The organism is Chryseobacterium lacus (genome assembly GCF_003336205.1).
Taxonomy (GTDB): domain Bacteria; phylum Bacteroidota; class Bacteroidia; order Flavobacteriales; family Weeksellaceae; genus Chryseobacterium_A; species Chryseobacterium_A lacus.
On record NZ_QPIE01000005.1, the window covers coordinates 165124 to 178543 of the forward strand.

Annotated in this window: 16 protein-coding genes, 1 tRNA gene and 1 other RNA gene; 16 read left to right on the forward strand and 2 right to left on the reverse strand. The window is 39.1% G+C overall.

The window, feature by feature from the left end:
- The first annotated feature begins 19 nt into the window (after positions 1 to 19).
- Entirely contained in the window at positions 20 to 1030 is a 1011-nt protein-coding gene (locus tag DQ356_RS07935; protein ID WP_114303947.1) for a pseudouridine synthase, read from the forward strand.
- A gap of 50 nt (positions 1031 to 1080) precedes the next feature.
- Here DQ356_RS07935 and pncA read toward each other — a convergent pair whose 3' ends face one another.
- Positions 1081 to 1686, reverse strand: coding sequence for a bifunctional nicotinamidase/pyrazinamidase (pncA, locus tag DQ356_RS07940; RefSeq protein ID WP_114303948.1), 606 nt, complete (start codon positions 1684 to 1686; stop codon positions 1081 to 1083).
- A 133-nt stretch (positions 1687 to 1819) separates the two neighbouring features.
- Here pncA and ytxJ point away from each other — a divergent pair, with 133 nt between their 5' ends.
- The 8 genes from ytxJ to DQ356_RS07980 all read left to right on the forward strand — a co-directional run bounded on the left by ytxJ (position 1820) and on the right by DQ356_RS07980 (position 7365).
- Positions 1820 to 2191 carry a bacillithiol system redox-active protein YtxJ gene (ytxJ, locus tag DQ356_RS07945; RefSeq protein WP_114303949.1) on the forward strand — a complete coding sequence of 124 codons (372 nt, stop codon included), beginning with the start codon at positions 1820 to 1822 and terminating at the stop codon, positions 2189 to 2191.
- Between the two features lie 36 nt (positions 2192 to 2227).
- Positions 2228 to 2301 (forward strand) — tRNA-Ala (locus DQ356_RS07950).
- Positions 2302 to 2378: 77 nt separating this feature from the next.
- Positions 2379 to 2606 (forward strand): putative signal transducing protein, encoded by a 228-nt coding sequence (locus DQ356_RS07955; protein ID WP_114303950.1) that lies wholly within the window; start codon positions 2379 to 2381, stop codon positions 2604 to 2606.
- A gap of 53 nt (positions 2607 to 2659) precedes the next feature.
- Positions 2660 to 3496, forward strand: a complete 837-nt coding sequence (locus DQ356_RS07960; protein WP_114303951.1) for a 1,4-dihydroxy-2-naphthoyl-CoA synthase — start codon at positions 2660 to 2662, stop codon at positions 3494 to 3496.
- Between the two features lie 30 nt (positions 3497 to 3526).
- Positions 3527 to 4084, forward strand: a complete 558-nt coding sequence (locus DQ356_RS07965) for a PH domain-containing protein (RefSeq protein WP_114303952.1) — start codon at positions 3527 to 3529, stop codon at positions 4082 to 4084.
- Positions 4077 to 5567 carry a PH domain-containing protein gene (locus DQ356_RS07970; protein ID WP_114303953.1) on the forward strand — a complete coding sequence of 497 codons (1491 nt, stop codon included), beginning with the start codon at positions 4077 to 4079 and terminating at the stop codon, positions 5565 to 5567. The genes DQ356_RS07965 and DQ356_RS07970 overlap by 8 nt, the downstream gene beginning before the upstream one ends.
- Positions 5568 to 5575: 8 nt before the next feature.
- Positions 5576 to 6505 (forward strand): 1,4-dihydroxy-2-naphthoate octaprenyltransferase, encoded by a 930-nt coding sequence (gene menA, locus DQ356_RS07975; protein WP_114303954.1) that lies wholly within the window; start codon positions 5576 to 5578, stop codon positions 6503 to 6505.
- 179 nt (positions 6506 to 6684) lie between these two features.
- Positions 6685 to 7365 carry a metal-dependent hydrolase gene (locus DQ356_RS07980; protein ID WP_114303955.1) on the forward strand — a complete coding sequence of 227 codons (681 nt, stop codon included), beginning with the start codon at positions 6685 to 6687 and terminating at the stop codon, positions 7363 to 7365.
- A gap of 8 nt (positions 7366 to 7373) precedes the next feature.
- Here the strand turns inward: DQ356_RS07980 and ffs are convergent.
- An RNA gene (gene ffs, locus DQ356_RS07985) (signal recognition particle sRNA small type) lies at positions 7374 to 7471 on the reverse strand.
- Between the two features lie 62 nt (positions 7472 to 7533).
- On the opposite strand from ffs, the gene DQ356_RS07990 reads away from it, so the two are divergent.
- The 7 genes from DQ356_RS07990 to DQ356_RS08020 all read left to right on the forward strand — a co-directional run bounded on the left by DQ356_RS07990 (position 7534) and on the right by DQ356_RS08020 (position 13341).
- Positions 7534 to 8130, forward strand: coding sequence for a DUF4199 family protein (locus DQ356_RS07990; RefSeq protein ID WP_114304063.1), 597 nt, complete (start codon positions 7534 to 7536; stop codon positions 8128 to 8130).
- 14 nt (positions 8131 to 8144) lie between these two features.
- Positions 8145 to 9104: a glycosyltransferase family 2 protein gene (locus DQ356_RS07995; protein WP_114303956.1), complete on the forward strand. Its 960-nt coding sequence runs from the start codon at positions 8145 to 8147 to the stop codon at positions 9102 to 9104.
- Between the two features lie 4 nt (positions 9105 to 9108).
- Positions 9109 to 9837: a GIN domain-containing protein gene (locus DQ356_RS08000; RefSeq protein ID WP_114303957.1), complete on the forward strand. Its 729-nt coding sequence runs from the start codon at positions 9109 to 9111 to the stop codon at positions 9835 to 9837.
- 63 nt (positions 9838 to 9900) lie between these two features.
- Positions 9901 to 11619 carry a phospho-sugar mutase gene (locus tag DQ356_RS08005; protein ID WP_114304064.1) on the forward strand — a complete coding sequence of 573 codons (1719 nt, stop codon included), beginning with the start codon at positions 9901 to 9903 and terminating at the stop codon, positions 11617 to 11619.
- A gap of 90 nt (positions 11620 to 11709) precedes the next feature.
- Positions 11710 to 12045 carry an RNA polymerase sigma factor gene (locus DQ356_RS08010; protein WP_114303958.1) on the forward strand — a complete coding sequence of 112 codons (336 nt, stop codon included), beginning with the start codon at positions 11710 to 11712 and terminating at the stop codon, positions 12043 to 12045.
- On the forward strand, positions 12023 to 12229 hold the full coding sequence (locus DQ356_RS08015) for a hypothetical protein (protein WP_114303959.1): 207 nt from the start codon (positions 12023 to 12025) through the stop codon (positions 12227 to 12229). Before DQ356_RS08010 ends, DQ356_RS08015 begins: the two co-directional genes overlap by 23 nt.
- Positions 12230 to 12246: 17 nt before the next feature.
- Positions 12247 to 13341 (forward strand): hypothetical protein, encoded by a 1095-nt coding sequence (locus DQ356_RS08020; protein ID WP_114303960.1) that lies wholly within the window; start codon positions 12247 to 12249, stop codon positions 13339 to 13341.
- Positions 13342 to 13420 lie beyond the last annotated feature (79 nt).

Here is a 13420-nt window from a genome sequence, read left to right on the forward strand (position 1 = left end):
CGAAATTAAATGATATAAAATGAGCCGAGATAGAGATCGATCAGAAAGGCCGAAGAGACCGAGAATTAACAAAACCGGTTCAGGTGAAGCAGGATCTCGGAATAGCGAGCCGAGGCTGTTTACCAAAGGTGAAGCCAAAGAGTTTGACAGAAATTCCAATAATAAAAGGTCAGGAAAATCCTTTGACACCAGAGATAAATACGAAAAAGGGGATTTGAAATATAACAAGAAACCCTATAAAAGACCGGAAACTCAGGAGGACAGAACCCGAAGTTTTGTTCAGAAAAGACGACTTCAGAAAATAGAAAAGGACATTCATAAGGATACCATCCGACTGAATAAATATGTCGCCAACGCCGGAATTTGCAGTAGAAGAGAGGCAGATGAACTGATCCGTCAGGGATTGGTACAGGTGAATGGAGAAGTGGTAACCGAAATGGGTTATCAGGTACAGAAAACCGATAGGGTAGTGTTTGACGGTCAAGGAATTACACCGGAAAAACCTGTTTATGTTCTCTTGAATAAACCAAAAGGATATATTTCTACCACCAAGGATGAAAAAGCCAGAAAAACAGTAATGGATTTGGTAGCGAATGCATCTCCGTACCGTATTTTTCCGGTTGGAAGGTTGGACAGAAGCACGACAGGCGTTATTTTGTTGACGAACGACGGGCATCTTACCAAAAAGCTGACACATCCTTCTTTTCAGATGAAGAAAATCTATCACGTTACCCTCGACAGAAAATTGGGTCAGGACGATATGAAGGCCATTGCCGAAGGAATAAGATTAGATGAAGGGATCGCAGAAGTTCACAGTATTTCTTACATAGAAGGAAAACCCAAAAACGAAATCGGCGTTGAAATTCACATCGGCTGGAACCGTGTGATAAGACGAATTTTCCAGAAATTAGGCTACGAAGTAGAAGCATTGGACAGAGTAATGTTTGCTGGGCTTACCAAGAAAAATATCAAACGCGGACACTGGAGAATCCTTACCGATCTGGAAGTGAATACGCTTAAAATGTTATAGAAAAACACAACATTTCAAATAAAAAAAGCGGAAATTTTTCCGCTTTTGTCTTATCCTAAAATTGTGACGCTGTTCTCAATCATCTGATAAATTGCGTCTCTTCCGTTCTCCGGTTTTGCATTCACCGCTTTGGTTCCGTTAAAGTGAAGGCAGGTAACATATCCGTTTCGGGCCGCATCAATACAGGTGTGTTTCACGCTGTATTCCATCGCGAGGCCTACAATTTCCACCAACTGAATTTCATGGAATTTCAAGAAATCATCAAGTCCGGTTTTCATAAAATGATTGTTATCCTGAAAAGCACTGTAACTGTCAAATTCAGGATTTTTCCCTTTTTGAATAATATGAGTGGCACGATCTGCTTCCAGATCCGGGTGAAATTCTGCGCCGAAAGTATTCTGAACACAATGGTCCGGCCACATAAACTGCGGTGCTCCGTTTCGGGTGATGGTTTCGCCCACTTTCCGTCCGTTGTTGGAGGCAAAAGCTTTATGATCTGCCGGATGCCAGTTTTGTGTCAGGACAATTTGATCATAATGATTTTCCTTCATGATGAGATTAATATAGGGAATAATTTGATTCGCTTCTGGTACGGCAAGGGCACCTCCTTCACAAAAATCATTCTGGACGTCGACAACGATGAGTGCTTTTTTCATTAAAATTATTTTAAAAATCCTGTAAGATCATATCAAAACAGAATTGTAAATTTACACATTCAAAACGCAAAAACACCGCCAAAAGTTTGAACGTGTCAAATCGTCCGATAATTAATTAATTCAAAAACAAACGATGAGTTTTTTTAAAACATTATTTACTCCTTCCGCCGCTGAAGATCCTGCTGATTTCTGGAAACTGATTTCTTCCGAAACAGATGTAGAAGAGGCACTGGCAGATTCTTACGGTAATAAAGTTGTGATTTTCAAACACTCTACACGGTGTCACATCAGTAAAAGAGTGTTAAAAAATTTTGAAAAACAGGTAAAAAAAAGCGATAAAGAAGCCATCTATTATTTTCTTGATCTGCTGAGTTACCGCTCAATTTCTGATGCTATTGCAGAGCGGCTGGAAGTGCAGCACCAAAGTCCGCAAATGATTGTGGTGGAAAACGGCATTGCAGTTCGGAATGCTTCACATCAAAATATTTCCCTAGATATCCTTTGATATGTAGAAAATATTTCTATTTTTGCAAAACTTTTTGGGGGATTGGCGCAGTTGGCTAGCGCGTTTGACTGGCAGTCAAAAGGTCACGGGTTCGAATCCCGTATTCTCCACGTAAACCATTTGCATCTGCAAGTGGTTTTTTTATTTCCACTTCTTAAATTATTTGTACCTTTCTTAAAATTTCAAAATGCAGATCCTCCTCAAAACCTTATATTTATACGAAGTTCAGCTTGCACAAACCAAACTGGAATCGCGCGGAATTCCTTCTTATATCCGCAACGAATTTGTGAATAATGTTGCCGTAATGCCCGTTGCTGAAAATTACATCCTCGCAGTAAACGAACTGGATTATGAAAAAGCATTATCCATTTTACAGGAAGCTGAAGAATATCAACAACCGGATGATGAGGAGTGAAAATCCTTGTTTCCCGCCTCATTTTTTCCTATTTTTACCGAAAATTTGACGCTATGACAGACTGGAAAACAGTTGGGAATTACGAAGATATTACCTATAAAAAATCTAACGGTGTTGCCCGGATTGCCATCAACAGGCCGGAACTTCGCAACGCATTTCGTCCGAAAACAACTTCCGAATTGTACGATGCTTTTTACGACGCTTCTGAAGATTCCTCTATCGGTGTAGTATTGCTCACCGGCGAAGGGCCAAGTCCTAAGGATGGCGGACATGCTTTTTGTAGCGGAGGCGATCAGAAAGCACGTGGACATCAGGGATATGTGGGAGAAGACGGCCGGCATCGATTGAATATTCTGGAAGTTCAGCGGTTGATCCGTTTTATGCCAAAAGTGGTAATTGCGGTGGTCAACGGTTGGGCAGTTGGCGGCGGACATTCACTTCACGTTGTTTGCGATCTGACTCTGGCCAGCGAAGAACATGCGATTTTCAAACAGACAGATGCCGATGTGACCAGCTTTGACGGTGGTTACGGTTCTGCGTATCTTGCTAAAATGGTGGGACAGAAGAAAGCCCGAGAAATTTTCTTTTTGGGGAGAAATTATTCCGCAAAGGAAGCTTTCGAAATGGGAATGGTGAACGAAGTAGTTCCGCATGCAGAACTGGAAAAAACCGCCTATCAATGGGCACAGGAAATTTTGGCAAAATCACCAACTTCTATTAGAATGCTGAAGTTTGCCATGAATTTGACGGATGACGGAATGGTTGGGCAGCAAGTTTTTGCCGGCGAAGCGACGCGTTTAGCCTATATGACTGAGGAAGCAAAAGAAGGCAGAAATGCATTTTTAGAAAAAAGAAAACCGGATTTTGGAGAGAACAACTGGATTTCTTAATTTTTCAACCACTGTTTCTAAAAAAAATAAATGTCTGATTTTCAAAATGAGCCGATAGCTTTGTCGCAACTTCCCGATTTCGAGGAAGTAAATCTGGAGCCTGTCTCTAAAAAATATCTGAAAGTATTGATTTTCAATGCTTTTATTTTTTCAATGGTGCTCATCGTTTCATATTTTGTTTCGTTATTTTTCTTTTACGAATTACTCGGAAATGTGATGATTTATATTGGAATCATTATTCTTTCTTTGATCATTCTGAACATTATCTGGACAGTCTTTGAATTTATAAACCGAAAATTTGCACTTCGCGAAAAGGATTTGATTTATAAAAGAGGGCTCCTTCGCCACACCACTTCCATTGTTCCTTTTAACAGAATTCAGCATGTCACGGTTTTTGAAGGTTGGTATTCCCGAAAATTAGGCTTGAAATCGGTGGCGGTTTATACTGCAGGCGGAACATGGGCGATGATGAAAATTGCAGGATTGCCAAAAGAAACCGCCGATAAAATAAATCAATTGATACTGAAGAAAATTGATGAAGAAGAAAGAGAAAATCTGAAAAATATAACAGAGCCTGAACATGATTAATCCGGGATTTTCTGAGCCGCAACGCCAGTCTCCGTTGGGGATTGCTATTCTTTTTTTGTCAGTTCTGGGAAATCTTTTAAGAAATTTTGGAGTTGTTCTGGTGATTATTTTCTTTCGCGAAAATACGGGTTACAAGCAGTTGATGCTGAGTGGTATTCTGCTTCTTGCACTTCTTTTCGCAATAGGAATAGCGTATTTGCGTTACCGTAAATTCACTTTTTTTATTAATAGCGACACGAACGAATTTATCCTTACAAAAGGAATAATTAATACTTCCCAGACCAATATTGAAAAGAGGAAAATTCAGGAAGTGATTATTAGCCAGCCTTTTTTTCATAAAGTTTTGGGAATTTATCAGGTAGAAATTGATTCTCCGGGAACGGATAAAAAAGATCTGAAAATAGAGGCAGTATCTTATGAAACAGCGCAGGAACTGAGGGAAATGCTGGTGGTTGCAAAAGCCGATCCGGAATTCGTAAGTGATTCTTTTGATGCTGCGGAAACCATATCAAAACCAGTTTCAGAATTTAAAATTTCTCCGTTATCATTGATGAAATGGGGATTTACTTCAGATTATATTTACAGTATTTTCGCACTCATCGGAATTGTTTTTTATTTGTTTGATAAACTCAATGATTTTTTCATGGATCAGATAGAAACTGCTTTCGACGAGGAAATGTGGCAGGAATATCTTCTTTTTTCCAATGTTCTGATTGTAGCGGCAGTTATTTTATTTTTCTGTACAGCAGTATTTATCAATGCATTAAGAAAAATTATCACCTATTGGGATACCCGTGTTCAGTGGGAAAATAAAAGAGTAAGAGTTTCATACGGGCTTTTCAACTCCCGTGAAGCGGTGATCAATCCTGATAAAGTGCAGCAATTCATTTCAACTCAAAATATTCTTCAGAAAAAAATCAATATTGGGGGGTTGAAGATCACTCAGATTGGCGAAGATGAATTTGACCAGAACACAAGCACCATCATTCCGGCCTGCAATAATGAGGAAAGAGAAAAACTTCAAAGTTTCTTTTTCGGAACAGAAGTTACCTTTCAAGAAACCGTTCGCATGGTGAAATTCCGATTGGTGTCGCGCTTGTTGGTGTGGGCAGTTGCAGGATCGGGTATTGTAGGTTTTGTCTTGTATTTTTTTGAAATTCCTGTGTATTTTCTGCTATTCTACACTATCTTTGTTAGCATTCTTGTGGCACTTAAATTTATAAATTCCAGGCTTTATTTTGGCGAAAAATTCATGAAAGAACGTTCAGGAATTTGGGATGTGGATGAGAAAGTTTCCAGAATTCAGGATACGCAGATGATCGAAGTTTCACAATATTTTTGGCAACGCAAACGCGGAATTGGCAGCGTGAATGTTTATACAGCAGGAGGCAGCATATCGCAGGGAAGCAGCAAAATGAAAACGCTCAAAAAGTGGGTAAATTACATCGTATACCAAACGGAAATTAGAAACTGGAATACATAAAAAATAAAATGACAAACTGGATAAATGCAGCACGATTAAGAACACTTCCGCTTTCGTTAAGTGGAATTATTACAGGGTCTTTCATTGCAAGATGGAGGCTGGATAAAGAAGGCCAAACCTGGGATTGGACGGTCTTTGCTTTGGCGGTTTTGGTAACATTGCTGTACCAGATTCTGTCTAATTTTGCCAATGATTATGGCGACGGAATAAAAGGAACCGACCAGAAAAGAAGCCATCATGCTGAAGAAAGAGCGGTTGCTTCGGGGAAAATTACAGCCGGACAAATGAAAAACGCGGTGATTTTGTTGTCGGTTTTATCGCTGGCTGCGACGGTCGCTTTGTTATATCAGGCCTTTTTCCGCCACGGATTTATGAATGAATTTTATATTTTTATAGGCCTTGGCGTTTTGTGTATTCTTGCAGCGATAGGCTACACCGTAGGAAAAAAACCATATGGATACTTGGGTTTGGGTGATATTATGGTATTTATTTTCTTTGGACTGGTTTCCGTGGGAGGAAGTTATTTTCTCTTCGTAAGAGAAATCCATTGGGATATTCTGTTGCCGGCTGCAGCCATCGGAATGATGAGTACGGCAGTGCTGAACATGAACAACATGAGGGATATAGAAAATGACCGGGATTCCGGTAAAAAAACCCTTGCTCTAAGGTTGGGATTTCGCAATGCGATGATTTATCAAATGGTACTTTTGCAGTTGCCGATGATTCTGATTCTCATTTTTCTGTTGATCAATAAACTTCATGAAGCAGGAAATTATTACGCTTTTATTGTCATGATTCTCCTCTTTCCTTTGGCGGCCATCAGAAGAAGAATGTTGCAGACCAAAAATCCCGAAGAACTCGATTCCTTTTTGAAACAAATAGGCATGATGACCTTCATGATGAGCCTAATGCTGGCCATAGGGTTGAATTATTTTTGAATTTCTGAATAGAAACATATTCTAATCCGATTATCTTTCCATTATTTTTTATAATTTTAACAGTTATGATTCCAGACTTTCAAACTTTAATGTTGCCGCTTTTGAAAGTGATTTCTAATGGTGAGTTAAAAAAGTTTGATTCTGATTATTTTGACAACGAATATCTTTAATTAAAAACAATGAAAATAAAATTTTTAGGACAAAACTGTTTTTTGTTCACTTACAAAAATATAACGATTCTTAGCGACCCTTTTTACAATTTTCAGGCGGAGAAATCATCGTTTGATATTTCTGCACAGAAGATAGATTATGTACTCATTACCCACGCTCACGGCGATCATATTGCGGATGTGAAAGAAGTGTTTTTGAACCATCCTGATGCCACCATTATTGGGCAACCGGAAATCTGTGGTTATTTCAATCATGAAAATCAAATAGATCTTAATTTAGGAGGTACGGCGTTTCTTGAAGGCCTCGAAATAACAATGCTTCCGGCTTCTCATACTTCCAGTTTTCCGGATGGAACGTATGGAGGACAACCCGCAGGATATATGTTTCGTATTGATGGGGAAAATCTCTATTTCGCCGGTGATACCGGATTGATGGCGGAGATGAAATGGTTTCCTGAAAAGTTTGGGAAAATTAAAACCTCAATTCTTCCGATAGGCGGACATTATACAATGGATGCTGAAACAGCGAGCTTTGCAGCAGCAGAATTTCTGAAAACGGAAAAAGTAATAGGATGTCATTTTGATACTTTTCCTCCGATTACGATCAATCATGATGAAGCAAAACATTTTTTTTCTGAAAGAAATGTTGTATTAATCTTACCAAAAATAGGAGAGGAAATTGAATTTTAGAAATAAAAAAACGGCAAGCGATCTACATCACACCGCTACAACCGATTACCTTTGCTGCGTTCCCACCCTGGAGGATTCTCAGGAGCTGGTTGTGTAGGACTTGCCGGTTGCAAAGATAAGGAAACAATTCATAATTCAAAATTTGAAATTCAAAATTTTAAAGACAATATGTTTAGAAATGTGTACATCGTTGGTTTAATGATATTTGCAGTTATTATCACTGCCTTTTTTATTACCAATATCTTCTTTAGAGATATGGAATATTACCGGACTTCTATCAAAATGAATGCTTTTTTTATACCTATAGTGATGGGAATCGGGGCGTTTTTATCGGTAACTTCTTACAGCCGCTGGAAAAAAGTACTCACGTTCAGAGAAGCTTACGGACGGGCTTTTATTCCAATGTTTGTGGGCGGCCTGCTGTCGATGGCGGTTATTTTTGCCTATATTTCCTTTGATAAAGATACCAAAGACTTGCTGAATTATCAATATATTGAAAGTTACAGACAAACTTTGGAAGAAGAATACAGCAATGCCAAACAGATCATAAAACCAGAAACTGAAGAAATGGAAGAACTGGAGCGGAAATATGCAGAAGGCAAAATGAGGATTGCAGAGAAAGTAACAAAAAATGAAGATATGTTCACAGCCAAATATTTCATGTATGTTTTTGCCGGATATAACGCATATTTTTTACTTTTGTCGCTCTTTTTTGGAAGCTTTTTCAGAACGAGATTGTCTGAACGGCCAGAAAATTTATCTTAAAAAAAATAAAATCATTGAGAAACCCTAATATTTCTATCATCATCCCACTCCTCAACGAGGAGGAATCGCTCGAGGAGTTGTTTTCAAGAATTGATAACGTGTGCAGAAGCAACCATCTTTCTTACGAAGTCTGGTTTATTGATGACGGCAGCACCGATCTTTCCTGGAGCATTATCGAAAATATGAAAATCCAAAATCCACAAATTCACGCGATTAAATTTTCCAAAAATTACGGAAAATCACAAGCCCTTCATGCTGCGTTTCAGCGTGCAAACGGTGATGTGGTGATTACCATGGATGCCGATCTTCAGGACTTTCCCGAAGAAATTCCTGAGCTGTACCACATGGTGAAAAATGAAAATTACGACATCGTTTCCGGCTGGAAAAAGAAAAGATATGATAATGTGATGACGAAAAATCTTCCGTCAAAACTCTTCAATTCTGCTGCCAGAAAAGTTTCCGGGGTGTATCTGCATGATTTTAATTGTGGACTGAAAGCCTATCGAAAGCAGGTCGTTAAATCTATCGATGTGTATGGCGATATGCACCGATATATTCCTGTTTTGGCTGCTAATGCGGGTTTCCGAAACATTACGGAAAAGCCGGTTCAGCATCAGGCAAGGCCTTACGGAACTTCAAAGTTTGGAACCGAACGTTTCGTGCGCGGATTTTTAGATCTGGTGACACTTTGGTTTGTGAGTCGTTTCGGAGGCAGGCCAATGCATTTTTTTGGTGCTATCGGAACACTCATGTTCATCATCGGTTTTCTTTCCGCTATTTGGCTCGGAATTTCTAAATTGATCGATGTTTCCAGAGGAGTTTATGGTAATCTGATCGCGGAAAATCCGTGGTTTTTTATTGCCATGACCATGATGATTCTCGGAACTTTATTATTCATTGGTGGATTTTTAGGTGAACTCATCATCCGGTCCAACAGAGAAAGGCAGAATTATCATATTGAAGAAGAAATTTAATGAAATGAAAAAACGCATACATTTTCCACTGAGATTAACTACACTGTTTATTTTTCTGTTTTCCCTTTTCATTTCCTGCGGAAAAGTTAGTCCGAAAGGAAATATCGAAAGCAAAGTGACAGAAGTAAAACCTTTTGTGAATGTGAATCTGGAAGGGAAATTCAGGGTTTTTTACCTTCGGGGAACAGAAGATGTTGTGGAAGTGGAAACCTATGGAAATGTGGCAGATAATTTAAAAATCAGTGTCAACAACAAAACCTTGGAAATCAAGGAAAAAAGGGAAACCAAAAACGTAGATTTCTATAATGTAACTATTTACTCGCGCTACAATCTTGAAAAAATCTCGATTTCCGACAGTGTGGAAATGAATACTTCGAGCGAAATAAAAACGGATAATTTCCGGCTTCAACTCAGGAATCATGCTAAGTTCATCGGTTCTGTAAATTCCAGGAGAGCCGAACTCGATATGTCAGGAACAAGCCGTGCAAACTTTGCAGGGCAAACAAAAGACGCTTTCATAAAAATTTCGGACACAGCCCATTTAATTGCACCGTATTGGCTGATAAAAAACCTGAATATAGAACTGAAAAATGGCGGTTACGGCGAAGTAAACGTGAAAGATTCCCTGAAAGGAAGTATTAAAGATTCACCAAATTTTCTGTACTATAATGATCCCGTTCGCGCTTTTACAGTGGACAAAACAGCCAATGTTCGCAATCAGAAATTAGAGTGAGAATGTGAAAGTGTTTCTTAATTTTGAATAATAATAACTAAAACCGAAATAATAATGTCAGAAATATCAACCCTTGAGAAAGCCAAAGTATGGTTATCAGATACTTTCGATGAAGAAACCCGCAGAGCAGTGGAAATGCTCATCAACTCAGCTTCTCCGGATCTGGAGGACAGTTTCTATCGCGAACTGGAATTCGGAACCGGTGGAATGCGCGGAATCATGGGTGTGGGGACCAACAGGCTGAATAAATATACGCTTGGCCAGGCTACACAAGGATTGGCCAATTACCTTCATCAGCAGTTTTCAACTGAAGAAATAAAAGTTGCCATTGCATACGACGTCCGGAATAATTCCCGGGAATTCGGAAAACTCGTTGCGGATGTCCTCACAGCCAACGGAATTAAGGTGTTGCTTTTTAAAGATCATCGCCCGACTCCCGAACTTTCGTTTACGGTAAGAGATAAAAAATGCCATGCCGGAATTGTGCTCACTGCCTCACACAATCCGCCGGAATATAACGGATATAAAGTGTATTGGAACGACGGTGCGCAGATTGTTCCGCCGCACGATGATGCAATTATTAAAGAAGTTTATTCGGTTCAGTTTAGTGAAATTAAATTTCAGGGAAATGATGATTTAATTGAATGGATCGGTGCCGAACAGGACGATGTGTATATAAATGCTTGCATTGAGAATTCGTTATATCAAAAGGATAAAATCGGCTACGAAAACCTCAATATTGTGTTCACTTCCATCCACGGAACCACGTACGCTACGATTCCGAAAGCATTGGGAAAAGCGGGTTTCAGAAAAATTGATCTGGTTCGGGAACAGATGATTCCGAGTGGGAATTTCCCAACCGTGGATTCTCCCAATCCTGAAGAGCCTGCAGCGTTGGAAATGGCGCTGGATCTGGCAGAATTAACCAATGCGGATATTGTCATTGGAACAGATCCTGACGGCGACAGATTGGGAATTGCAGTTCGAAATCTGGAAGGAAAAATGCAACTGCTGAACGGAAACCAATGCAATACGATTCTGACTTATTATATTTTAGATCAATGGAAAAAAGCCGGAAAAATTACAGGAAAAGAGTTCATCGGATCCACGATTGTAACTTCAGATATTTTCTTTGATATCGCTGAAAAGTTCGGTGTAGATTGTAAAGTTGGGTTGACGGGATTCAAATGGATCGGCAAAATGATCCGGGATTTTGAAGGTAAAGAAAAATTCATCTGCGGTGGCGAAGAATCTTTCGGATTTATGACCGGAGATTTTGTTCGCGACAAAGATTCCTGCGGTTCCATTTTATTGGCCTGCGAAATTGCGGCGTGGTGCAAAGCCAACGGAAGTTCTGTGTTTCAGTACATGATTGAGATTTATAAAGATTTGGGAATGTATTATGAAGGCCTCATCAATGTAGTGAAAAAAGGCAGGGAAGGTGCCCTCGAAATTGAACAGATGATGAAAAATTTCCGGGAAAATCCACCGTTGGAAATTGCCGGTTCGCCTGTCGAAGAAATTAAAGATTTCAAAGAACAAACCTGTCATGTGGTTTCTTCAGGGTCAACTAAAGTGATGGATGATATTCCAAAATCTAATGTTCTTATTTACTATACTCAGGATGGAACCAAGGTCTGTGTACGGCCTTCGGGAACCGAACCGAAGATTAAATTTTACGTTTCTGTGAAAGACACCATTTCTTCTGAAGCGGAATTTTCGAAGAAACTCGACATTCTTTCTGAAAAAATAGACAGTGTAAAAAAGGCACTGAACTTATAAACCACAAGCTGATTCTGAAAAAATCAGCTTTTTTATTTTAATCAGGCAACCTTTTTCAATTCTTATCGTCTTTAAAGCAGAGAGTCAACCATGAGCCATTTGTTGGAACATCATTTTATAGAAGCAAAAAAACAAAACCGTAACGCCCAAAAAGCATTGTACGAAATGTTTTCCGGAAAGATGCTCTCCATTGCTTTATCGTATACCGGAAACCTGCACGATGCCGAAGATGTTTTGCAAAACGCCTTTTACAAAGGATTTACCAAAATAAAAGATTGTCAGGACTGGAAAACTTTTCCGGGTTGGCTCCGGAGAATCGTCATCAATGAGAGCATTAGTTTCCTTCGGCAAAATCAGAAAATATTTTTCACTGATCTGTCGGAAATGGAATCGGAAATAGAAAATGATTGCTGTCGTTCCGAATGAAGAAGTGATTTCAGAACAACCGGAAAAAAATTATATTAAAGCGAACGATCTTCTTTTCTCACGAAAACTGGAGAAAACAAAAAATCATGATCATGAAAATGATCGAAGAATGGGCGCGCGTGGAAATAATATAAAACCTGATTTCATCAGTGTTTTGGGTGCGAGAATATATAACGGCGAATAATTTTAAACTACATATTTATGAAAACAATTAAACTGGTACTGATTGCCTTTCTGGTATTGCCTTTGGGCTTTTGGGCACAGGAAAATCCGATTTTGAAAAAGCAGATTAGAAATTATACGCAAAAGATCGACAGCATTGTTTCGGCAGAAAAAAAATTGATGAACGCCGAACTGGATGAAGTTGAAAAAAGATTCAGCGACAATCAGATTTCGGAAACTGAAAAGCAAAACCTGAACAAGGAAATAGCTCAGAAATATGAAAAAAGCATCAACGAAAAAGTGAATGTTGAGAAATCTTTGTTGGAAGACATTACCCAAACCGCCGTCAACGACGCTGTTTTCGGGGCGCCCAAAAATAAGGAAAAGTATTTCCGCTCTTCACGCAATGCGATTCTGGAATTGGGATATGATATGAAGGAAATAAAAGATCCTGAAGATCCTAAAAATTATCTGAGTTCGTTTGGATATGTTTTCAATATTTCTTTGCTAAACCACACTTCCGAAAAAGCATTTTTTGATTTTGGAAATCACCGGCAGCTGAAGACCGGAATGTCCGGTGGAATGACGATCCGGTACGAAGGACAGCTTGGCAAATATACCAGTCCGGTGTTTTACCGTCTGGGATTGGGCTGGAGGGTGGATGAAATGGAAGTTCGGAATTCTAAAGTGTTTGCGCAGGATGAACACCGTCTGTTTATCACTGATTTTCAACATGGAGAATTGAAATATGCTTCGCTTCGCACCGATTACATTATGCTTCCCGCAGAAGTTATTTTCGTCCTGAACCCAAAATACAAATCGTATCAGGGAAGGGAGTATATCGACAATACAAAGAAACAGTTCAGGATTGGACTCGGATTGTATGGAGGCGTGAAAATCAACGACTGGATATTTACGGAATATAAAAATAATTTAGGCAACGAAATTCGTTCTTTTGAAAGCGTTTCTCCCGGTTTGTACAATTCTGTTTTCGGTGGAAAAATAAGTTTCGGATATTCTTGGTTTAATATTTATGTTACCCGGGATTTTACTCCCATTTTTAATGAAAATGCAGATGTTCGGAATAAATACGCTACTCAAATCGGGGTAGATATTATTGCCCTTACCTTTTAACAATATTCATTTTACTCATAAAAAACACACTTTCATCGGTGTGTTTTTTTTTGTAATTTGCAGGATTATTTTTTTCTCG